The sequence below is a fragment of the Microcoleus anatoxicus genome, from assembly GCF_042465725.1.
GTDB lineage: Bacteria > Cyanobacteriota > Cyanobacteriia > Cyanobacteriales > Microcoleaceae > Microcoleus > Microcoleus anatoxicus.
The window spans coordinates 2,881,801-2,905,343 of sequence record NZ_CP120853.1 but is presented as its reverse complement, the minus strand read 5'-3'; the positions used below and the strand labels follow the sequence as shown (position 1 = coordinate 2,905,343).

Below are 23,543 nucleotides of genomic sequence, written 5' to 3'. Positions count from 1 at the left end.
AGATCCCCCCTAGCCCCCCGATCGAAGGGGGGGACAAGAGTCTTCTCAAAGTCCCCCTTCCCCCCTTGGGGGGGGCTAGGGGGGGGTGGGGATGCGAGGGGGATCTGGACTCAGGTAAAAGCGAGAGATACCAAGGGTTTCAGGCTTAAGTTGACACCAATGGGCTCGCTTGAGTATCCAGATGATTCGACTTCGGTGACAAATCTGCTGATAACCTCTCGTTAAACTCTGTTTTACCTATGACTATCAAGCGTCGCGAATTCCTACTTTTCTTAGGTGCAAGTGCTGGTACTTTTGCACTCAATTCTTGCCAACAGAAAGCTTTCATGCCCTTCGGAAATCCTGTTAGTGCTACGAACACATCTGCCAACATTGAAGCAGGCATAAACTTTAAACCTCTTAAAGGGCCAATGCCTCTCTCAGGTAGCAGTACAGTAGCGCAAACCGGAGAACTAATCCAAATTAGTGCCGCATCCTCACAGCAGCAAATCCAAGCTTACAGCGCCTACGAAGTCCCAGACGACCTGCTAATCCCTGAAGATTTTATTTACGATATTATCGCTGCTTGGGGAGACAAAGTAGGCGATTCTCGCTTCGGCTATAACAATGATTATCTCTCCTTTGTTGAAACCAGCAAAGATGAAGGATTTTTGACTGTTAATTTTGAATACATTAGGATGCCGGAGCGATTTCAGACCCTGTAGAATTAGTCATTAACAACCCCAACCTTCAGAAATTTTCCCTCACCGCCACCGCCATTGCCGGTGCCGCCAATCAAGCTCCAAATTTGACTGCGATCGCTCCCATCAACGTTAAAATCGGAGAGACATTCAAACTGCCCCTCACCGCAACCGACCCCGACAGCGACCCCATTAGCTTTGCCATCAAATCGTCCACTCCCTTACCCACAGGCAAAATCTCTGGTAACGGCACCCTAGAAATTTCTCCCACTCCCGAAGAAATAGGAACCTACAACTTTACAGTAGTCGCCAGCGACGGAGTTTTAGAAACCACTAAACCCGTCACAGTCAACGTTACGGCTTCCACTGTCGGCAACACCCGTATTTCAGGAGTAATTCAAAACACCAACCAGCAACCCTTAGAAGGTGTGTTGGTGGGACTCGGCGACTTGCGGGCAATCACAGCAGCCGACGGTTCCTTTGAAATTCTGCGGCTGGAATTTCCCGGTTTGGCGGAACTCGGACTTCCCGAATTAGTGCCGCCAGATACCCTGCAAATTTACGGCGACGGCATTACAGGCGAAGACAACTACCCCTACATTGCCGAAAAACTGCCGTTGTTGTTGGAACACCAAGTTTACTCCAACGTTAACAACGTCATCTCCCGTCCGATTTACCTGCCGCCAATCGACACCGCCAACGGCAAAACCATCAACCCAGCCGCCGACACTACCGTCACCACCGCCGCCATTCCCAAAGCATCCGTATTTGTCAAAGCAGGTTCCCTCAAAGATGCTGAAGGCAATCCCTACACCGAAAACCTCAGCATCACCGAAGTCCCCACAGAATTAACTCCCGCCGCCCTGCCGCCCAATTTACACACCGACTTGGTAGTTACGATTCAGCCAGGGGATATGGTATTTAGCACCCCCGCCCCCCTCTCCTTACCCAATCGCGCCGGATACGCACCGGGCAGTACGATGGACTTGTGGTCAATTAACCCCACCACTGGGTTTTTCGACAATGTAGGTACGGGTAAAGTCACCGCCGACGGAAGTGCGATCGAAACCATTTCCGGCGGCATCCGCAACAGCAGTTGGCACTTCTTCGCCCCACCCGCGCCAGCGCCCGAAAATCCGGGTCAAAACCCCCGCAACCCCAAAGACAACTGCAACGAATGCAAAGCAAAAGGAGACTTAACCTCAACCGTAGAACTCCACTCCGGCGCAGTAATAGAAACCCACAACCTCGTACCCTATCAATCAATGGGAGAAAGCCGCAGCCTCACCTTAACCTACGACTCATTAAGGGCAGACCCCAGACCGATAGTCCACTTCGGCTACAATAACGCACCAAGCGACACAGCCCAAAAATTAGTCGCTAAATTAACCGTAGATGCAGGCAAATCTAAATATCAAATACCCGGATATTCCGGCAACCAATACAGTTTAACCGGAGGCGAACACTTCTGGTCAATGCCAAATAATGGAGGTAAAATTGACGCAGCCCTGCAAGTCGATATGAGTGCCCTACCTTCAGGTCAATACGACTATACAATCAACAGCGGCATCCGCCGATTTACAGGCAGTATATTTGCAGGTTCATCAACCGACACCAAAGACAAATTAATATCAGTAAACACAATTAACAGCCCCTTCGGTAGCGGTTGGGGAATAGCAGGATGGCAAGAATTAGTAGAAAACTCCGACTCCTCAATATTATTAATAGACGGTGACGGCAGCGAATTAGTATTCGAGAAATCCACAACAGCAGGGGGAGGATATGTATCTCCTCCAGGGGATTTCTCCAAATTAGAAAAACTGACAGACGGCACATTTCGCCGCACCTTAAAAGACCAAACTGTTTACAGTTTCAATGCAGGCAAGCGCCTGGTTTCGGTTAAAGAAGCTAACGGCAACGAAACCAAATATATTTACAATTCATCCGGTGAGTTGTCCCAAATCATCGACATAGCCGGGTTGATTACCAAGTTGACCTATGCCAACGGCAAAGTAAGTCAAATAGAAGACCCGGCAGGACGGTTGACAAAGTTAGAATACGACGCAGCAGGCAATCTGCAAAAGATTGTTGACCCCGACAATCAAGCAAGGACGTTCAGTTATGACAGCGAACGTCACATCACAAAAGAAGTAGACAAACGGGGATTTTCCGAACAAACATTATACGACTTTGCAGGTAGGGCAACAGGGGGAATTCGGAAGGATGGTTCGCAGTTGCAAGTGGCACCAGTACAGGTACAAGGACTTTATCGACCCCAGGATACAATTAATCCTTTGAATGCGCCTGTAGCTAAACCTTTAGGTGCGGTGGAAGCGAGTTATGCTGATGGTAGTGGTGGGGTAGTTACTCAGATTCTCGACCAAACAGGTCAAGTTGTTTCGGCAAAAGATGGCGGAGGATTGAAACCTACTTTTGAGCGGAATCAGAATTTGTTGGTGACGAAAAGAACTGACGGGCGGGGCAATACTACTTCTTACGAATACGATGCTAAAGGGAATGTGAAAAGCATTTCTGATTCCCTTTCCGGTTCCGGTCAAACAAATTCAAATAACAATAATACCAACATCGATTTGCTCTTAAATGGCAGCAACTACGCTGTTGGTTCTGGTCCTGTATCTGTAGCGGTGGGAGATGTTAACGGCGATCGCATTCCCGATATTGTAACAGCAAATTCTGGCAGCCGCAATATCTCATTACTGCGCGGTAAAGAAGATAAAACTTACGAACCTAAAATAGACATTACTCTTGGCACCAACAGGCAACCAAAGGCTGTAGCATTGGCAGATACCGATGGTGATGGCGACTTGGATATTGTTGTTGCTGATGGCAATATCACAACCAGTGGAGGTGTTTCCAGCTCCAACGTATTAATATTGTCAAACAGCGGTAGTAATTTTACTGTTAATACCAACAATCCGACTGTGGGGGTGAGCCCGATTGCCCTCGCGACTGGAGACATGAACGGTGACGGCAGGTTGGATATTGTTACAATTAACGGTGACAACAGCAACCGACGCATATCAGTGCTGTTGGCTGATTCTAGCAGCAGCAGCGGTTTTTCTACAACTCACTATCAACTCAGCAGTCAAGCACAACAATTGGTTTTGGCGGATGTTAACCGCGATGGTAGGTTGGATGTAGTTGCTGCTACTAATCAGCCAAATAATCAGTTAAATATATTTGTACTGTTGGGTAGTGGCAACGGTTCTTTGAATTCACCAATTACTTCTACTATAAATTCTTTAGGATCTGTAACATCCTTAGCTGTGGCGGATTTGAATGGGGATGGCAATCCAGAGGCGATTGTTACTCAATCCGATTTTTATGGTGGCAGTAAGCATAATCTCATTGTATTATCGGGCAGTGGAAACGGCTCATTTAATTCCCCAATTAACTATGCTTTCGGTACCGATATCTACAACGTTTCCTCACTCTATTTCGATCCGCGTTCGGTAGTTGCGGGAGATTTGGATTTCGATAATGATGTGGACGTGGTGATTTCTGGGCAGGGTTACGGTTCAGCTCCCGATCGAGCTGTGGTGTTGTTAAATAATGGTAGTGGCAGTTTGACGCAAGCAGACACTGCCAACCTTCCCTACGGTCCAACTGCTTCCGTTTTATCAGATTTAGATGGAGATGGCGATTTAGATTTGGTTGTTGCTAATGAATATAGCAATACTGTTGCTCTGAGGTTTAATAATTCTGAATCTACTGGAAGCGGTACTGGTGGCAAACGGAGTTATACTTACGACCCTGTTTTCAATCAAGTAACCAGCGAAACTGACGAATTAGGCCGCCAAACCCTCTACGAAATTGACCCGCTTACTGGTAACAGAAGAAAAGCCACAAAGGTAGTAGGTGCTGTTGGCGGCAGCGATGATGTTGTTACTAGCTATACCTACACCAACAAGAACCTAATCGACACTGAAACTGACCCCAACGGACGGGTGACAGATTACGATTATAATGCTCAAAATCAGTTGGTTAAGATTACTGTTGCTAAGGGGACTGTTGATGAAGCGGTGCAGCAGTTTGAGTACGACACAGCGGGGAATCAAAAGGCGGTTATTGATGAAAACAATCGTCGCACTGAGTACGAATACGATGCGATGAATCGGTTGAAGAAGACGACGTTTGCTAAAGGTACTCCCGATGAAGCGGTGCAGCAGTTTGAGTATGATGGTGATGGTAATCAGACGGCGGTAATTGATGAGAATGGCAGCCGTACTGAGTCTGAGTATAATATCATGAATCAGCTCGTTAAAGTGACGGCTCCTGACCCGGATGGTAGCGGGCTGTTGACTTCACCGGTGACGAGTTATGAGTATGATAAGAATGGGAATCAGGTATTGATGATTGACCCGTTAGGAAGGAGGACTGAGTATCGGTATGACAGTCACAATCGCTTAAGTGAAACGGTGAATCCTGACGGAACTGTGGAGAAGATGCGGTATGATTCTGATAATAATCAGACGGGGAATATTGATGCTAAGGGGAATCGGACTAATAAAGTTTACGATGCGCGAGGTCGGTTGATTCGAGAGGTTGATGCAAATGGGAAAATTACTCGTTTTGAGTATGATGCGACGAATCAAATGGTGGCTCAAATCGATGCTAATAACAACCGGACTGAGTATAAATATGACTCGTTGGGAAGGCGGACGGATGTTACTCTAGGGGCAAAGACTTCTCTGGCTAGTACGAGTAAAACTGAGTACGACAAGGTTGGGAATGTTACTGCGGAAATTGATGGGAATACTAACAAGACGCAGTACGTTTACGATGCCCGAAACCGCCAAACCCGCGTCATAGATGCTTTAACTCCATCGGGAATCACTACCACTGAATATGATGATGTTGGCAATGTCACATCTATCAAAGACCCGGTAAATAATACGACTCAATTTGTTTACGATGCCAGAAATCGGTTGAAATCGGAAACGAATCAATTCAACAAAACTCGTGCTTTTGAATACGATAAAGTTGGCAACCGCACTCGAATTACTGACCGAAATAGTCTGGTGCGTTCCTTTACTTATGATGCCCTAAATCGAGAGACGGCAGAAAATTGGCTGAATGCTACAAACAATCCGATTCGGACAATTACTTCTACTTATGATGCGGCAAATCAGCTAACTTCTGTTAAAGACCCGGATTCGACTTACCAGTTTAGTTACGACCCAAAAGGAAGGCAAATTGCTGTCGATAATACGGGGACGCCAGGGGTACCGAATGTTCTGTTAAACTACACCTACGATGACCAAGATAATCTGCTGTCTGTCAAGGATACAATTAACGGCGCAGCTAAGGGGAATACTGCTTATACTTACGACACGCTAAACCGGGTAAGTCAAATTACTCAAAGCGGTAATGGTGTGGCATCGAAGCGAGTAGATTTCGGTTACGATGATATCGGTCAAATCAAGTCGGTGAATCGTTATTCGGATTTGAGTGGTAGTCAGTTGGTGAGGGGAAGTACCTATACTTATGATGCTAAGAATCGTTTGGATATTCTGAGTCACGGAAGTGGGGTTTCTTATGACTTCGATTACGACAATGGGAATCGGATTACGAGGATTGCGGATGTTGATGGGGTGACAAATTACACCTATGACAAGAACAATCAGTTGACTGTGGCTGACCATTCTAATAGTAACAAGCCGGATGAAAGTTTCAATTACGATGCGAATGGGAATCGTAATAGTTCAGGGTATCAGACGGGAAGTAATAATCGATTGAATTCTGATGGTAAGTATAATTATGCTTATGATGATCAAGGGAATTTGATTCGTCGGACTGAGATTTCGAGTAATAAGGTGACTGAGTATGAGTGGGATTATCGGAATCGGTTGGCGGGGGTTTTTGATAAGGATGTGGCGGGGAATGTTACTCAGAATGTAGGGTTTAAGTACGATTCTCAGAACCGTCGGATTAGTAAGAAGGTGGGGAGTACGGAGACTCGGTTTGTTTATGACAGGGATAATGTGCTGTTTGATTTTGTGGCGAATGGGACGAATCAACCTGTTTTGGATAAGCGGTATTTGTTTGGGGCTGGTGTTGACCAATTGTTGGCGCAGGAGAGTGCTCATGGTAGTGTTTTGTGGGCTTTGACTGACCAGTTGGGGACGGTGGCAGATTGGGTGGATAATAGTGGGAGTGTGGCAAATCATGTGAGGTATGATTCGTTTGGTGGGGTGGTTTCTCAGTCGAATTCTGCGTTTGGGAGTCGGTATGGGTTTACGGGGCGGGAGTTGGATGCTGAGACTGGGTTGTATTATTATCGGAGTCGGTATTATAATCCGGGGATAGGGCGGTTTATTGGGGAGGATTCTGTTGGGTTTGGTGGTGGGGATGCTAATCTTTATCGGTATGTGGGGAATAGTCCGATAGATAGAATTGATCCTTTAGGAACTAGAGATACACGATGGCCTGCGAATGGATCGGTAACGAATAATAGTAGCCAACCAGTGATTATTCTCAACAGTAATGAAACAGGTGACTATCTGGAAACATTACAGCGTGGTGATGCTACTCCAGATAGTATAGGTCGATCTAAGGATGCGGATGGTGTGTGGGTATGTAGAAATAACAAGTGGGCATTTTATGAAGTCTCTGTAGGCAATATACAATGGCAAACTATCTCTGTTCGATTGCCTACGACAGTTGGAATATCCGTGCCTGTACCCGTACTTGTTCCAAGAGATGCGACTATTGGAGATGTCATTGTTACTGATAGTCTGGTTCGCGATCGTGGGGGACGAATTCTCTCTCCTGGTTTGCCACAAAATCGTGGGCGACAGTCCAGTAATACTCCACCAGGCGGTTCATACGACTGTTCCTGCCTTGATAGAACTGTTCAACAATACCCAGATGCCTCTGTCTGGCGACCAGTCTTGCCAGGAGATCAGTGGCGTGGGACCTATCTCGAACAAATTATTAATAGTATAGAAGGGCAGGTAGACGAAATTAAAACTAAAATAATCAACGACCTAAAAAATCTGGGGTTTCCATCATATTAGCTCTGGTTTAGGTTTTAGAGGCATTAAATCTTCAAACACACAGCAGGATAAAATATTCAAATTTTATTCTGAAAATATTCATGATCTTGAATAAGCACCGGAGGTAAATTATGATGTTGTTAGTTGAGAAAAATATGTCAGTAATTGCCGACATTATTGATTTTATTTCGATAATGATGATTTTTATTTTGCCGATCGTGCTAGTTTGGCGCTATACAACTTGTGGAGTTTTTATGGCGACGCTAATTAATGAAATTAATATTATTTTGACTGATGTTTTGATTTCTAAATTACGTGGGCAACAGCTTGACAATGAGAATGTCGAATTCTGGATAACAATATGGATACCCGTGTTTTTTTACTGCATTTTTATTTGGCTTATCAAGTTTTTTTTCAAAATATGTAATACCAGTTCTTAAAAGTAATACAACATCAGTTATATGCATACTCTAACTAAAGATGAATTTCATTTAGAAGCAGAGCCTTTCCTTCGGAAAATTTTTGTTCATGACAATCCGTTTAAAGAACCTTTTTCATCACAGGTGATAGGACGTACAATTATCTATGACACGTCTCAAGAAATCTACACACTTTCTGGTCATAGTAGTTCCGTACTTTCTGTAGTAATTAGCCCTAACGGACAAATTTTAGCAAGTGGCAGTGCGGATGGTACTATCAAATTATGGGATCTAACAACATGGCAAGAAATTCGCACTCTTACCAGTCATAATTCCTCTATTTTATCTTTAGCGATCGATGCCGATGGCAAGATTTTAGCAAGTGGCAGTGCGGATGGTACTATCAAATTGTGGGATGTAACAACAGGGCAAGAAATTCGCACATTGGATGCTGAATGTGGTTTTTTTTTACTGTTTGCTTTCATCCAAACGGACAAATGCTTTTTAGCAGTCACGAAGGAGACAGAACTATAAAATTGTGGAATTTGCTGACACAAGAAGTAATTTACACAATTCCTACAGATGAGGAAATAGTCTCGCTGGCAATTAGTCCCGACGGACAAATCATTGCTGGTGGCGGTGGATATTCCGGTTACCGCGTTATTGGTATGTGGGAAGTGAACGCGGGAAAAGCGATCGCCTCTTTTTATGCTTCTACTAACAATTCGATCTATCATCACCGTATTGTTTATTCTGTTGCTTTTAGTCCCAACGGACAAGCACTTGCTAGTGGAAGTAAAGACACTACCGTCAAACTTTGGGGAGTTCCACCGCCTATTAAGATTGAGTAATGGAAGTAATATCAAGTGAAAACGCGATCGTCGCATATCCTTTTCAAAAAAATGCTTAAGATTATTCTTTATCGAGAAATACTATTTATTTAACCCTAAAATTTGCTTTCAAACCCCTGCATTAAAACATTAAACCATGTTATCTTGACAAGCGTCAAACTGCGACTGCTTGAAATTCCCAATGACCTCCTTAATCTCCATCATTACCACCACCTACAACCGATCGCAATACCTCAGCGCCGCCATAGAAAGCATTCTCGCCCAAACTTACCCCAACTTTGAGCTGATAATTTGGGACGACGGTTCCACTGACTCCAGCGTCGCGATCGCCCGCAAATACGCACAGCAAGACGCGCGACTTCAAGTAATCTCCTCCCCCCACCAAGGCCGAGGAATTGCCCTCAAAGTGGCTCATACCATGTGCAAAGGAACATACACGGGTTGGGTAGACAGCGACGACTTGCTCGCACCCACCGCCCTCGCAGAAACCGCAGCCGTATTAGACGCACAACCAGAAATCGGAGTAGTCTACACCGATTGTCTAACGATCGATGAAACAACTCAAGTAAAAGGACTAGGACACCGCAGCCAAATACCCTACTCTCCAGATAGGCTGTTAGTAGACTTTATGACCTTCCACTTTCGCTTATTTCGCCACCAATTATACGATAGGATAGGCGGCATCAACTCCGAATTCAACCGCGCTGAAGATTACGATTTCTGTCTGCGGCTTTCAGAAATCACCCAATTCTATCACCTCAAGAAACCCCTTTACTACTACCGCCAACATTCCCAGCATACTGTTCAACAGCAATTAGACCAACCAAATTCTCGAATCTCAATCAGCGATTTCACAAGCGCTTCAAAGACGCGGATTGAGCGAAAGATTTGAATTAGAAGTAGATATCGTCAGTCGATTTTTTCTGTACAAACGCCAGCAAAAAGAAACAAGTTGAGCAGGACTAAGTTATCTTTAGTTAGTATAAAGTGCAACGTGCATCGCCCTTATCATCAATTCTTCAATCCCAAATCTAAAATCTAAAATCTAAAATCGCTTGTATGACTCCCATCTCCATTGTCATGACAGTCTACAACCGAGAACGCTACCTCAAAGCTGCCATAGAAAGCGTTATCGCCCAAACTTACCCTAACTTTGAACTCTTAATTTGGGACGACGGTTCCACAGATAACTCTCTCAATATAGCCCGCAGCTATGCAAAACTAGACCCCAGAATCAAAGTCCTCGCCGCCGAACACCGAGGCTCCGGCTATTCCCTAATGGCCGCCATTAGAGAAGCCACATTTCCTTACTTTGGCTGCGTAGATAGTGACGATTTATTAGCCCCGAAAGCACTAGCAGAAACAGTCCCAATTTTAGATGCTAATCCTCAAATTGGAGTTGTTTACACTCACTATTTACTCATCGACGAAAACGACTGTGTTAGTGGCGAAGGCCCTCTTTGTCAAATTCCTTATTCCCCAGAGCAACTGTTAGTAGATCCGATCGTCTTTCACTTCCGCTTAATTCGGCGATCGGCTTACAATAATTGTGGCGGTGTTGACCCAAAATTTGCCAGTGCTGTCGATTACGAATTGTGCCTGCGGCTGAGTGAAGTTACAGAAATTAGAAAAATCAACAAACCGCTTTATTATTACCGCATCCACCAGCAAAACATTTCTCGCCAGCGTCGGGCAGAGCAAATATTACTATGCCACACCGCTGTCGAACAGGCGCTTGTGCGTCGCAAACTTGCCGACAAATTGGAGTTGGGAGTAGAACTTGTCGGTCAATTTCGCTTGCGACCGAAGCAAGTTAATGATCAAATAGATAGGAGCAAGTTTTCGAGCGCGGATGCTAATTCACCCAACAGCCAGTCAAGCATTTTTTTAGGCGCTAAGGCTAATTCACCCAGCAACAAATCGACCGTATCAAGTCCGATTTTTGTAATAGGAGCCGAACGTTCGGGGACAACTCTCCTGCGTTTAATGCTCACAGCGCATCCAGATATCTGCATTCCCCCTGAAAGTCTGTTCTTTGTTGCCCTAGAGTCAAAATACGGTGCTGTCAATGACTTACTACCTCAAATTGAAGATTTTTTAAATGACCTTTACAACAACAATTTTCACAGGTTTGGGGAGTGGAATGTTGACCCACAGCTTTTATTAGATAACTTGACAAATAACAAGCAATTGAGTTACGCTCAAGCAGTTTCTACAGTTTATCAAACTTACCGCCAGCAGTTTGACCCGACAGCTTCGATTTGGGGAGACAAAAATCCTTTTCACATTTATCAATTAGGAAAAATCAGGAGATATTTTCCGGGTGTTAAGGTGATTTTGATTGTGCGAGATTTTCGGGCTTGTTACAGTTCTATCAAAAAATTAGTAGCAAAAGAGCAGGAAAGGGGAGAAGTGTGGCCGGGAATAAAAACGATAGCGGGACTGACGCACCAATGGAATCAAGTTGTTAAAATGATCGAAAAATACCATCAAAAATGGGAGCAATTTTATTTAGTTTCTTACGAAGATTTGGTAAGAGAGCCGTCGGCACAGTTAGCTAAAATTTGCAAGTGGATTGGGGTAGATTTTCAGGAGTCAATGTTGGAATTTTATCAGAGAAATGCCGAGTCAGGTTTAGTTCCGCCGAGTCAGATGGTGTGGCATCCTAATACTTTAGAGCCGGTTGGGGTCAAGGGAATTAATGCTTGGCAAGATGAGTTGAGTTTCTCGGAGGTGGAGACTATTGAGTTGATGAATTGGAAAAACTTGGAAAAACTGGGATATAAATGCAGTTCGTTGTTTTAGCAGGTAAGTTGATGGGCGATCGCTCTCAACGCAGAGCGCTCTGCTATTCGTTTTTTAATCGCAAAACTTGCCGATTGGTGAATAAGCACAGTGAGGTTATGCTTGATGGCGGCATTGCTTCATGTCAACCGCAGCGCTTGCATCATTAACCAAACATATCAATAAACCGGAGTGCGATCGCCCGAACCAAACTTGCCGACCCCGCTCCCCAATCGTCGCCTCATTAAGAAATCCACCAGATGAATGCAGTAATGCAGTCCTACGCTTAGTTCTAGCTTTGGCACGAGTGCGATCGCTCTTGGCAGCTTTCACCACTGATTCTTGCTGTTGGTGAGCCGATTCCCAATCGTCCTCATCAAATAGCATCGGAGCCAACAGAGAACGCATTTGCCATTCTACATAGGGTTTGCTGAATATATCGATCGCGTGTTACTTAGCCTGGGTTACGCGCTCGCGCGATCGAGAGTTTAGTGCAAGATAAAGAGGTAGAATACGTCTTCATCCGTGCATCACCACCTGCGCTCGTGTACAAGAAAGCTGAGCTTGCTCTCCTCCCACCCTTAGACTTTGAACTAGCCAACGGCTCTAAATTGTCTGCGGACAACCGTTGGGTAAAAATGGCCCAAATAATCCCGTGGTCTGAATTTGAATCAGAATATGCCGCCAACTTCCCCGCAGACTCATAGTGCACCCGCCAAATCGTTTAGGATGGCATTGGGGGCATTAATTATCAAAGAAAAAATCGAATTTACCGTAAAGCGTGAAAACCGAGCTTGGTGTAAAGAAAGAGGCATTAGAATTAGTGGGCCACCTCTAGGAAGACCAAGAGCAAATGTGAGTAAAGCAAAAAAGAAGTAAGCCGCATATGATGAAAGAATTAGAAATGCAATAGAGGGAAAGTTTGGGGCTTGCGGAAAAGAAGATTCGGTCTCAATAAAGTGATGGCTAAACTCGATAATACCTCTGGTACGGTTATTGCAATTACTTTTTTGGTTATGAACCGATGCTTCCTGGTGGCGCCGGTTTTTTTGTGTGTTTTTCTGTCTATTTGGAAACAGAACACCTGTTTTTAGGTTGAAGATAATCCCCAATTATAATTGGGGGGACTCGATACCGAAAAAACTTATCTTTAACTGAGCTTTCAGATATCGTGAGCTCCTGCTCTTGGGTGGCGATCGATTATTCAGCAAACCCTATTTACAATTACAAAGAAAATCAAAGCCGTCCTATAAGGCGATGTGCTGAGCGTAGTCGAAGTAACGGGGCTTTAGACCCAATTTCTTGGTAAGGTGCTGCGAACTAAAAAAGAAGTGCAACAGAGCAAAAATGAAACTTACGCATCAGAGACAATAGAGTAAAAGGGTCAACCAATCTATTTGCTCAAAAGATTGTGACTTTTGGCGAAATAGTTTTCTGATAGTTCTGGTTTTTATCGCAAAAATTAGCCAATTCGCTTAGGGAATTTAAGACATATTGCTAATGCCTTCTAGCCCCCAAATAAGTTATGTTCCGTTTACAGTTTGTAACATATTCCACAGATAGGCGGGAAATCAAGCTCACCATAGCAGGGATTTTAAATATCCCCCCATCTAGAATCTGTTTGCTGGTATAATCAGTTCTGAACTTGTTCGGGTGCAGCTCATCGAAATGATATAATACCTCATCGCCAACAAGTCTTTCTAAGCATGATTACACGATCGAGCGTCAAAGTTGCAGACCCAACTCAATCTGCGGACAAATTAGCGATTATAAAAAATGCTCGCTCCCTCCCTCTGCGAACAGTCCTGATAGTTCCCTTCGTCCTGCAAATCTTCGCTGCGGTGGGAGTTGTAGGCTATCTGTCATTTCGCAACGGACAACAGGCGGTTAATGAAGTTGCTTCTCAGTTGCGACAAGAAATTAGCGATCGCATTTCGGAGCGAGTTCAAGCATACATGACCTTTCCCCATCAACTCAATCAATTTAAAGCTAATGCTTTTGAATTGGGGGATCTGAATTTGCAAGATACTGCCAGAATCCAGCGTCACTTTTGGAAGCAACTGCAAACTTTTGACACTGTAAGCGTTACATATGTTGCTACTCCAGCGGGAGATTTTATTGGCGTGAGGCGTACAAATGAGGGTAATTTTTTACTGCAAGAAAGAAGCGACATGACCGAAGGCAACATGAACTATTATGCTGTCAATAAGGAAGGTGAACGTACTGATTTAGTTAAAGTTAAACCTAAGTATGACCCGCGAGTCCGTCCCTGGTACACCGCAGCAACGGAAGCAAAAAAGGCAACTTGGAGTAAAATTTACGCTGATTTTACTAGCAAAGGACTTGGTATTACAGCAGCCCAGCCATTATACGACGCATCGGGACAGTTGCAGGCAGTCTTGGGTACAGACTTACTTTTTTCGCGAGTGAATGAGTTTCTTGCTAAGTTAAAAATTGGCAAATCAGGACAGACATTTATTGTGGAACGTTCGGGGGCTTTAATCACTACATCGACTACGGCTCCAGTATATTTAATCAAGGGTGAAGAAACCGAAAGAATTCGGGCTATAAATAGCGAAAATAGCGTAATAAGTCTGACAACTAAATACTTGGAAGAACGCTTTGGAGACCTCAATAATATTCAGGATAGCCAACAGCTTAATTTTCAAATTAAAGGCCATCAACAATTTCTACAAGTTACTCCTTTAAAGGACGGCAATGGTTTGGATTGGTTGATCGTGGTAATTATTCCAGAATCTGACTTCTTGGAACAAATTAATGCCAACACTAGGACGACTATTTTGCTGTGCATTGCCGCTTTTACAGTAGCCATCATTATCGGCATACTCACGGCAAGATGGGTGACTAAGCCAATTTTATATTTGAATGAAACCGCAAAAAATATTACTAAAGGTCAGTGGGGAAAAATTGTAGAAATTAACCGTAATGATGAGGTAGGGGAACTGGCTCATTCCTTTAAGAGTATGGCGGAACAACTGCAACTATCCTTCGCGGAAATGCAAGCTTTGAATGAAGAATTATCTGAGAGTAAAAGCCAACTTAACCAAATTTTAGAAGCCGTCCCAGTGGGGATATTTGTAGCTGAATCTAACGGTCAGCCCTACTACATTAATTCTCGCGCCAAATCCTTGCTAGGAAAAGGTATAGTGGGGGATATTAATCCTGATGAAATTAGAGAGGAATATCAAATTTATCTGGCTGGTAGTAATGAAATATACCCTCCAGAGAAACATCCAATAATTTGTGCTTTTAATGGCTCAAGTGTCAATTTTGATGACTTAGAAATCCACAAAGGCGATCGGGTGATTCCCCTTGAAGCTTGGGGAACGCCAATTTATGACGAAAAAGGAAAAGTCAGTTATGCGATCGCAGCTTTGGCGGATATCACTCAACGCAAAGAAAGTGAGAAGTTGGTAGCGGAATATAACCACACCCTCGAAATTCAAGTCGCCCAAAGAACTCAAGAACTTTCGGAAGCTTTGAACTATTTGCAAGCGACTCAGAACGAACTAATTCAATCGGAAAAAATGGCGGCGTTAGGACAATTAGTAGCCGGAGTAGCCCATGAACTAAACACTCCTTTGGGTGCGATTCGATCCAGTGCTGGAAATATGACTAAATTTTTGGGACAAACTCTTTCTAACTTACCCTCGCTGTTTCAGTCACTTTCCACCGCCGAAGCTGAAATCTTCTTCCTTTTGCTCAACAAATCTCTGCAAAAAGATATGAGTTTAACAGCCAAAGAAGAAAGGAAGTTAAAGCGGTCTTTAATTAGCAAACTGGAAGACCAAGATATTGATGATGCTGATGACATCGCTGATACCTTGGTAGATATGGGGATTTACGAAGCCGACGAATTTTTGACTTTGTTACAAAAGGGCGATCGGCATAGCATATTGGAAATGGCTTACAAACTATCAGAAATTCAGCGGGGAACTCAAACAATAAATACGGCAACAGAGCGAGCGTCAAAAGTCGTATTTGCCCTGAAAAATTATGCCCGTTACGACTCGTCGGAAGCCATGATTCAATCGGATATAGTCGATGGCATAGAAACGGTACTAACCCTGTACCAAAATAACATCAAACACGGCGTAGAAGTATTACGAAATTTCCCAAAAATAGAACCAATCCTCTGCTACGCAGACCAACTCAATCAGGTGTGGACAAATCTGATTCATAACGCCCTGCAAGCAATGAAGAATAAAGGAACATTGACGATCGATCTGCTTCAGGAGGGTAATTATGTCAAAGTTGCAGTCACCGATAGTGGTCAGGGAATTCCACCCGAAGTTCTGCCCAGAATATTCGAGCCATTTTTTACTACTAAGCCCCCCGGAGAAGGTAGTGGTCTGGGGCTGGATATTGTCAAAAAAATTATTGAAAAACATCATGGTAAAATAGAGGTGGAATCGGTTCCCGGCAAAACCACTTTTACGGTTTTCCTATCGGCGAATCTTGCCTAAAATTTCCTAAAAACAGGCTGAGGATCGAGTAGCTATAAAAAACTCCCAATTTTTCCTAAATTCGGTTGTTTGTCAATTCAAAATCAATGAAAATTATAGTTGATTCAAACCCTGACAAATTCCTAGTATTATACTCAATACTTTGGTGATGATGACATTTTGAATTACTAAAATCATTGATTTTATTGCATCTTCCATCTTCCATATTCCTTTTGGTATAATCCTAATCAACAGGCCAAAAATGTCTAAGCCAATCATCCTGTGCGTTGACGACGAAAAAGTGGTATTGAAAAGTCTCAAAACCCAATTAAAATCAGCATTTGGTAGTAACTATGCCTATGAAATGGCAGAGAGTCCTGCGGATGCTTTAGAGTTAATCGATGAATTCAACGATGACGAAACAATGATTATTTTAATTGTTTCTGATTGGTTGATGCCAGGAATGAAGGGAGACGAGTTTTTAGTTCGAGTCCATAAAAAATTTCCGAATATTGTTAAAATTATGCTGACTGGTCAAGCGGATGAAGATGCAGTCCAGAGGGCGTTCGATGAAGCAAACCTCCATCGCTGTTTGCACAAACCTTGGTCAGAAGAAGAGTTGATCGAAACCATTAAAACGGCTTTATCACTATGACCAAACAAGTTATTATTTGTGTGGATGATGAAAAAACAGTTTTGAAAAGTCTCAAAACTGAATTAAAAGATGCTTTAGGTAATACTTATCGAATTGAAATTGCCGAAGGAGGTGAAGATGCCCTAGAATTAATTGCTGAATTGATGGAAGACGAGTATGAAATTCCCTTAATTATCTCCGATTACGTGATGCCAGACATGAAAGGAGATGAATTGTTGAGGCGAGTCCACCAATTATCTCCTAAAACTCTCAAGGTGATGCTAACAGGTCAGGCGACTATTGAGGCGGTAGGAAATGCCATCAAAAATGCTAAACTTTATCGTTATATAGGCAAACCTTGGCAAACAGAAGATTTGAAATTGACGGTAACAGAAGCAGTCCACAGCTACAGTCAAGATAAAAAACTAGCTGCACAAAATGCGGAACTTTGGAACATCAATCAGGAGTTGGAATTTGCCCTAGAACAGCAATCAAAATTAACGGAAGCTGCTAAACGCTTTGTACCTAATGAATTTGTCTCGCTGCTAAGCCGTGACACGTTGAGCGATGTTAAATTAGGGGACAGCGTGGAAAAAGAAATGTCGATATTATTTTCTGATATTAGGGATTTTACTGCTTTGTCGGAGGGAATGACACCCCAGGAAAATTTTAAATTTATTAATGCTTATTTAAGTCGAATGGAACCGGGAATTATTGAAAATCACGGTTTTATTGATAAATATATTGGGGATGCAATTATGGCTTTATTTGGTCACAGTGCCGTTGATGCAGTCCAAGCCGGAATTTCTATGTTGCACAGTCTAGATGATTATAATCAATATCGGATTAATGCTGGTTATGGGCCGATTAAAATTGGGATTGGTATCAATACAGGTTCATTAATGTTAGGAACTGTTGGGGCAACTAATCGAATGGATAGTACGGTGATTGGGGACGCGGTGAATTTAGCTGCGCGGGTGGAAAGCCTGACAAAAAGCTATGGAGTATCAATGTTAATTACTCAAAATACTTTTTCCAAGTTAACCAATTTTCCACGGGATTGTATCCGCAATATCGGTCATGTTCGAGTCAAAGGAAAATCTAATTTGGTGACAATTTATGAAGTATTTGAAGCGGATAAACCTGAAGTAAAGGAAGGCAAGGCAAGGACTTTATCTATATTTCGAGAAGCTTTATATAACTACAGTGCGAGTAAACATAAAGAAGCTGCACAACTGTTTGGTGAGTGTGTGGAACAAAATCCGCTGGATCAGGTTGCACAAAATTATCTGGAACGTTGTCAGGAAATGCAGTCTATATTAGCTCCCAATCGAGGGGAGTTTATTTAATTATATAGCAATCCTAAATGAGTCGTAAATATTTTTACCCCACCCCAACCCTCCCCTTACTAAGGGGAGGGAGTAAGAAATTCACAAATGATTTAGGACTGCTATAGTTAAGGTTAATTAGTGTAAATATTAAAGGATAAAATAAAGGATATACATTTTAATTTTTCTCCCAATATCAATGGTCAATAAGTCCAAGTTTGTAGAACTTTTCCGGCTAATTTCTTGCCAAACCAAGGCGTATTGACCGATCGCGACTTCAAACTTTGCCCATCAACAGTCCAACTCTTTTGCGGGTCGAATAAAATCAGCTCAGCAGGGACTCCTGGTGCAGCCGTAGGGGGGGTTTGCCCCAGACAAATGGCGGGGCTGGTACTCAAAAATCGCCACAGTTCTAGAGCCGAAAAATGGCTGGTTTCTACCAAATTCTGCCAGAGTAAAGGTAAAGCTAATTCCAAACCGATCGCCCCTGGTGGAGCATCAGCAAAAGCCACGGTTTTCTCCTCATAAGTATAGGGAGTGTGGTCGATCGCGATCGCATCAATCACCCCATCTAGGAGCCCTTGAAGCAGCGCCAACTGGTCAGCCTCATTACCCAAAGGCGGCTCTAAACGCAAATTTGGGTCATAAGGAAAAGAAACAGTGGTGTTTCCTGAAATTGCCCCCACATTTAACAACAAGTGCATCCAAGTCACACTCGCAGTCACCGGCAAACCCCGCGCCTTCGCATCTCGAATTAGCTCCACACTGCGAGCACAAGAAACCCGCATGATGTGAACGGGAGTCGGCACAGTAGCGACTAATTCCAGGATTGCAGCCAAAGCGGAAGTTTCCGCAGCAGCCGGAATTCCTGGTAAACCCAAGCGAAGGGAAACCGCACCATCCCTAGCGACTCCATTTCCTGCCAAAGTGCGATCCATCGGCCACAAAGCCACCGACTTACCCAAAGGCTGTATATATTCCAACAAACGTATTGCCAGAGCCGGATTAGCCAGGGGTAAACCATCGGCAAACCCCACAATCGCGCTGGATGCCAACTCCCCCAACTCAGCCATATGTTGCCCTGCCACACCCGTGGTGAGAGCGCCCCAGAAATATAAGCGGGTTCGGGAAGGGGAAAAATTGCGGATATTTTGCTCTAACAAAGCTAAACCGGCCAAATTGTCAAGAGGTGGAGATGTATCGGGCAAAATCGCCACCCGCGTAAAACCGCCGGTAGCAGCAGCCTGCATCAAAGATTGCAGGGTTTCTCGATCCTCAAAACCCGGTTCTCCGCTGTGACTGTAAATATCAACCAATCCCGGCCCCAAAATCAGTCCGCGACAATCTCGGATTTGTGTGTCAGGGGGGAATTGGGCAATTTTTGGCTCAACTGCTTTGATATCGCCTTCAGCAATCAGAACATCAGCGAGGCGATCGCCCTGTGATACTGGATCTAGCACTCGTACATTTTGCAGCAATTCAGAAGTCATTGGGAATGGGGAATTGGGAATGGGGAATTGGGAATGGGGAATTGGGAATTGGGAATTGGGAATGGGGAATTGGGAATTGGGAATTGGGAATACAGTCAACGGTTAACAGTCAACAGTCAACCGTCAACTGTCAACTGTCAACAGTCAACCGTCAACTGTCAACCGTCAACCGTCAACTGTCAACTAAACTTTTGTCCCACACTCCGGACAAAACTTATTAGTCGAAACATTCTTGGCCCCACAACTGGGACAATAAATTAACTCTGCCGATTCCAAGCTGCTGCGTTCGGGTAAACCAACCATTTGAGCGTTGCTCTTACCGGGAACAACCATCGGATAACAGTTTTCGTCCCTTGTCACCTTCGCATCCATCAGCACCGGGCCGTCATGGGCCAGCATTTCGGCGATCGCCCCCTTCAGTTCCCCCGGCTCCGAAACGAGCATCCCCTTCACCCCATAAGCTTGAGCCAGCATCACAAAATCCGGCATCCCCACAGTCATGTTCGAGGACGAATAGCGCTCCCCATAGAAAGCCTGCTGCCACTGTCGCACCATGCCCTGCCAGCCATTATTCACAATTACTAGCTTGACATTTATACCGTACTGTGCTAGTGTTCCCAACTCTTGAATATTCATTTGGACGCTAGCATCGCCAGCAATGCAAATTACTTGCTCCTGGGGCAGAGCCATTTTCGCGCCCATGGCGGCCGGTAGTCCGTAACCCATCGTTCCCAAACCAGCACTAGAAATCCAACGCCGAGGCCCGTTGTTCAAAAATTGAGCTGACCACATTTGATGTTGACCCACATCGGTGGTGTAGTAAGCATCCGGCGCTTGAATGCCCAATTCCGAAATCACCTCTTGGGGAGACAAAATTTCCGGGTAATGAGGTACGACTAAGGGGTAATCGCGTTTCCAGCCGTCGATCCTGTCGAGCCATGCCCGTGTTTGTCCGGGATTTCCCGAAACTGCTGTTTCACGACAGCGACGCAGCAAATCGATTAAAACTTGGCGGACATCTCCGACAATCGGAACTTCCGGTCCACGATTTTTACCTACCTCAGCGGGGTCGATGTCGATGTGAATCACCTTGGCGCGGGCGGCAAACTCGTCTAATTTGCCTGTGACGCGATCGTCAAATCGGGCTCCGACAGCAATCAACAAATCGCACTCGGTGACGGCAAAATTGGCGTAAGCAGTGCCGTGCATCCCTAGCATTTTCACTGACAAAGGATGGTTTTCATCAAAGGCACCTTTGCCCATCAGCGTTGTGGTGACTGGGATTTGGAACAGCTCAGCTAGTTCTTTAATTTCATCATGGGCTCCCGCTGCGATCGCGCCACCACCCACATACATCAAAGGACGTTGGGATTCCTTGAGCAAATGAATCGCTTGATTAATTTGCCGGGGATTTCCCTTCACCGTCGGCCGATAACCAGGAATCCTGACTGCTCCAGGCTCGATCGGCAGATAGTCAAATTCCTCCAAACCCACATCCTTGGGTACGTCCACCAACACTGGCCCTGGACGCCCCGTACTGGCGATGTGGAAAGCCTCGGCGACTATTTTCGCCATATCTCTGGGGTCGCGTACTACATAGGAATGCTTGACAATGGGCAGTGTAATGCCATAGATATCGGTTTCCTGAAAAGCGTCGGTGCCGATCGCCGGCCGAGCCACCTGACCGGTAATAATTACCATCGGGATCGAATCCATGTGAGCCGTCGCAATCCCCGTCACCAAGTTAGTTGCACCGGGCCCGGAAGTGGCGAAACACACCCCTACTTGTCCGGTAGCGCGGGCATACCCATCAGCGGCATGAGCAGCACCTTGCTCGTGGCGCACCAGAATATGTTGGATGCCGCCCTCGGCTTCAGCGCGGTATAGTTCGTCGTAAATCGGCAGAATTGCGCCGCCGGGATAACCAAAAATATGCTTGACACCGTGTCGTCTCAAGCTGTCAATCAGAGCAAATGCACCAGTTGCACGCTTTATGGCTACTTTAGTTTTTAGTTGCACAGATTTTTTTCCCTCAAAGTAATTATAATTTACGATTAAGGCTTTCATTTTACTTCTTTCTCAATATGGAAGCTTTAAAAGTTGGAGTGTTGATATTTTTCTCAACACTTGAGAATAAGACATCGGCTTGGGGCATAGAAGTTTTAGAATCCGAGAGGGAGACAGGGGAGATTCCGATCGCGGGAGAACCCCAGAGGGCTGAGCTGGAAATACGCTACCGTCACGCATCTAACCCGCATTCCGCATCCTCAACAGTCACATCGACAGTTATAGCTGCTCAATCTTAATTCGTAACTCCCTGAGATCGAGATGTCGATCGATGTCCAATTGATTGGCAGCCCAATTAATTTTTTTTTTAGAGAGATATATTGAGATTCTTGCTTTTGCATTTGTTTTTGAATATCTTTCCCGTGAAACCAGATTACATACTGTTTCTGCGACCAAAATTCTGATTTACTAAATTGCTGGTGATAATTAGCTAGGCTTGCTTCAAATCTATCTAGTGTAACTGTTTCGACAGCTTGTCTAAATTGGTTAATTAGTTCTCTAGCTTCAGTTCGACAATTGGTAGTGTTTCTAAAACCCGCTCCAGCAGTTGGGCATCCAAACTTCTTTGCTTTCCTTCGCAGAAAATAATTTTGCTACTGACAACACTCACAATTACACCTCTAGCCTGATAATGTGTGCTTCAGGCACTAATTGCTCCACATAATCAGAGTGGGTTGTAATTATAAACTGATTATTATTGCCTAGCTTAGTCAAGGATCTAAGGAATGCCTGTTGCATTGGTGGGTGGAGGTGCAATTCAATTTCATCAATCAAGATGAGCGAATTATGAATGTTCCAATTGGCAAAATCCATGAGGATGGGAAAGACAGCTCGTTCGCCTCCAGACATCTCAGAAATTTCATACTGCTTTCTGCCGTCGTAAAGATAAAACCAAGGTTCGCTCAGGATATCATCTATATTCTCGCGCGGGACGGGGCCTAGAAAGCTGCGTTGGGGAAAAACTCCTTTGTAACCTCGTTCAATTTCAGCATACAAGTCTTTTTGTCCCGGTCGCAGTTGCTGAATTCTACCTGTTTCGACATCTTGATGAAACTGCCGCCATTTTGATAGCCGATCGCGCAAAATATCCTCAGTAATTTCTTGTTGCTTTTCGGGATCTTCTGTTGTTAGGCTAGTTGCAGTTCTTTGCTCGGTGTACCAAAAAACGCTGCCAACTCGCTGAAACGCCTGAAAGCCTTCAGAACGAAGCAGTCGTTTAGCGTATTCTCGTCCTTTAAATTGAAATAATTCAGGAGCCCTATCCGCTACGACTAGCTCAGATGGCGATCGCCATCTGAGTTTCACACTATGTTTTTGTGCCGGAGTAACTTTTAAATTGTGTCCCATCCCTTGTAATTTTTGGTAAAACTCTGCAACTGCTTGAAGTTCTTGGGAGGAAAACTGTACCTGTAAAGTGACTTCTGGTGCAAGTCCTCCCCAGTTGTTTCCTAGCAATTCATAGTTAAATCCTGCCCATTCTAAGTCAGAAAATTTTTGTAATCGTCCGGTAGCCGTACCTAATGTTGCTGCGATCGCTTGTAAAAGACTTGTTTTGCCAGAGCCGTTCATGCCAATTAGAACAATCAGATTTCGTGCCAACCCAGTTTCGGGATCGGTGAAATCAAATACCGGAGGATTCGCAAATTTCTTGAAATACTTTAGCTCAACAGATTGAACTTTCATTTGGGAAGTCTCTAAACATCGTTGACTGATGACTAATAACTGATGACTGATGACTGTTGACTAAAAAAATGGGATTCAAGCCCCTTCTTCAGTGGTCGGCTTTATTTATGCTACAATAGTTG

At 44.3% G+C, this 23,543-nt stretch carries 16 protein-coding genes and 1 pseudogene; 13 read left to right on the top strand and 4 right to left on the bottom strand.

Going from position 1 to position 23,543, the window contains the following annotated elements; translation table 11 throughout:
- Positions 1 to 239: 239 nt before the first annotated feature.
- The 6 genes from P2A85_RS12615 to P2A85_RS12590 all read left to right on the top strand — a co-directional run bounded on the left by P2A85_RS12615 (position 240) and on the right by P2A85_RS12590 (position 11,774).
- The gene (locus tag P2A85_RS12615; protein WP_377480465.1) at positions 240 to 704 is read left to right on the top strand and encodes an alkaline phosphatase PhoX; all 465 of its coding nucleotides are present in this window, start codon (positions 240 to 242) and stop codon (positions 702 to 704) included.
- Positions 689 to 7,720 (top strand): FG-GAP-like repeat-containing protein, encoded by a 7,032-nt coding sequence (locus P2A85_RS12610; protein WP_377481461.1) that lies wholly within the window; start codon positions 689 to 691, stop codon positions 7,718 to 7,720. Before P2A85_RS12615 ends, P2A85_RS12610 begins: the two co-directional genes overlap by 16 nt.
- A 440-nt stretch (positions 7,721 to 8,160) precedes the next feature.
- Positions 8,161 to 8,652 (top strand): WD40 repeat domain-containing protein, encoded by a 492-nt coding sequence (locus tag P2A85_RS12605; protein WP_377480462.1) that lies wholly within the window; start codon positions 8,161 to 8,163, stop codon positions 8,650 to 8,652.
- Entirely contained in the window at positions 8,616 to 8,969 is a 354-nt protein-coding gene (locus P2A85_RS12600) for a WD40 repeat domain-containing protein (RefSeq protein WP_377480460.1), read from the top strand. Before P2A85_RS12605 ends, P2A85_RS12600 begins: the two co-directional genes overlap by 37 nt.
- 181 nt (positions 8,970 to 9,150) lie before the next feature.
- Positions 9,151 to 9,861 (top strand): glycosyltransferase, encoded by a 711-nt coding sequence (locus P2A85_RS12595; RefSeq protein WP_377480457.1) that lies wholly within the window; start codon positions 9,151 to 9,153, stop codon positions 9,859 to 9,861.
- A 167-nt stretch (positions 9,862 to 10,028) separates the two neighbouring features.
- On the top strand, positions 10,029 to 11,774 hold the full coding sequence (locus P2A85_RS12590; RefSeq protein WP_377480454.1) for a sulfotransferase: 1,746 nt from the start codon (positions 10,029 to 10,031) through the stop codon (positions 11,772 to 11,774).
- Between the two features lie 96 nt (positions 11,775 to 11,870).
- On the opposite strand, the gene P2A85_RS12585 is transcribed toward P2A85_RS12590, so the two are convergent.
- Complete coding sequence (locus P2A85_RS12585; RefSeq protein WP_377480451.1) at positions 11,871 to 12,161, bottom strand: hypothetical protein; 291 nt, start codon at positions 12,159 to 12,161, stop codon at positions 11,871 to 11,873.
- A gap of 83 nt (positions 12,162 to 12,244) precedes the next feature.
- Between P2A85_RS12585 and P2A85_RS12580 the strand changes: the two genes are divergently transcribed.
- The 5 genes and pseudogenes from P2A85_RS12580 to P2A85_RS12560 all read left to right on the top strand — a co-directional run bounded on the left by P2A85_RS12580 (position 12,245) and on the right by P2A85_RS12560 (position 18,202).
- On the top strand, positions 12,245 to 12,460 hold the full coding sequence (locus P2A85_RS12580; protein ID WP_377480448.1) for a hypothetical protein: 216 nt from the start codon (positions 12,245 to 12,247) through the stop codon (positions 12,458 to 12,460).
- Between the two features lie 73 nt (positions 12,461 to 12,533).
- Positions 12,534 to 12,847: pseudogene (locus P2A85_RS12575) on the top strand (transposase); the annotation flags it as partial.
- A gap of 612 nt (positions 12,848 to 13,459) precedes the next feature.
- On the top strand, positions 13,460 to 16,240 hold the full coding sequence (locus tag P2A85_RS12570) for an ATP-binding protein (protein WP_377480446.1): 2,781 nt from the start codon (positions 13,460 to 13,462) through the stop codon (positions 16,238 to 16,240).
- A 241-nt stretch (positions 16,241 to 16,481) separates the two neighbouring features.
- Positions 16,482 to 16,874, top strand: coding sequence for a response regulator (locus P2A85_RS12565; RefSeq protein ID WP_341735675.1), 393 nt, complete (start codon positions 16,482 to 16,484; stop codon positions 16,872 to 16,874).
- Positions 16,871 to 18,202: an adenylate/guanylate cyclase domain-containing protein gene (locus P2A85_RS12560; protein WP_377480442.1), complete on the top strand. Its 1,332-nt coding sequence runs from the start codon at positions 16,871 to 16,873 to the stop codon at positions 18,200 to 18,202. Before P2A85_RS12565 ends, P2A85_RS12560 begins: the two co-directional genes overlap by 4 nt.
- 182 nt (positions 18,203 to 18,384) lie before the next feature.
- Here the strand turns inward: P2A85_RS12560 and P2A85_RS12555 are convergent, their stop codons facing one another.
- Positions 18,385 to 19,671, bottom strand: coding sequence for a dihydroorotase (locus P2A85_RS12555; RefSeq protein ID WP_377480439.1), 1,287 nt, complete (start codon positions 19,669 to 19,671; stop codon positions 18,385 to 18,387).
- Between the two features lie 5 nt (positions 19,672 to 19,676).
- Between P2A85_RS12555 and P2A85_RS12550 the strand changes: the two genes are divergently transcribed.
- Positions 19,677 to 19,892, top strand: coding sequence for a hypothetical protein (locus P2A85_RS12550; protein WP_377480436.1), 216 nt, complete (start codon positions 19,677 to 19,679; stop codon positions 19,890 to 19,892).
- Here the strand turns inward: P2A85_RS12550 and ilvB are convergent.
- Positions 19,855 to 21,690, bottom strand: coding sequence for a biosynthetic-type acetolactate synthase large subunit (ilvB, locus tag P2A85_RS12545; RefSeq protein ID WP_377481458.1), 1,836 nt, complete (start codon positions 21,688 to 21,690; stop codon positions 19,855 to 19,857). The genes P2A85_RS12550 and ilvB overlap by 38 nt on opposite strands.
- A gap of 65 nt (positions 21,691 to 21,755) precedes the next feature.
- Between ilvB and P2A85_RS12540 the strand changes: the two genes are divergently transcribed.
- Positions 21,756 to 21,977 carry a hypothetical protein gene (locus P2A85_RS12540; protein WP_377480433.1) on the top strand — a complete coding sequence of 74 codons (222 nt, stop codon included), beginning with the start codon at positions 21,756 to 21,758 and terminating at the stop codon, positions 21,975 to 21,977.
- 373 nt (positions 21,978 to 22,350) lie between these two features.
- On the opposite strand, the gene P2A85_RS12535 is transcribed toward P2A85_RS12540, so the two are convergent.
- Positions 22,351 to 23,421 carry an AAA family ATPase gene (locus P2A85_RS12535; protein WP_377480430.1) on the bottom strand — a complete coding sequence of 357 codons (1,071 nt, stop codon included), beginning with the start codon at positions 23,419 to 23,421 and terminating at the stop codon, positions 22,351 to 22,353.
- Positions 23,422 to 23,543: the final 122 nt, after the last annotated feature.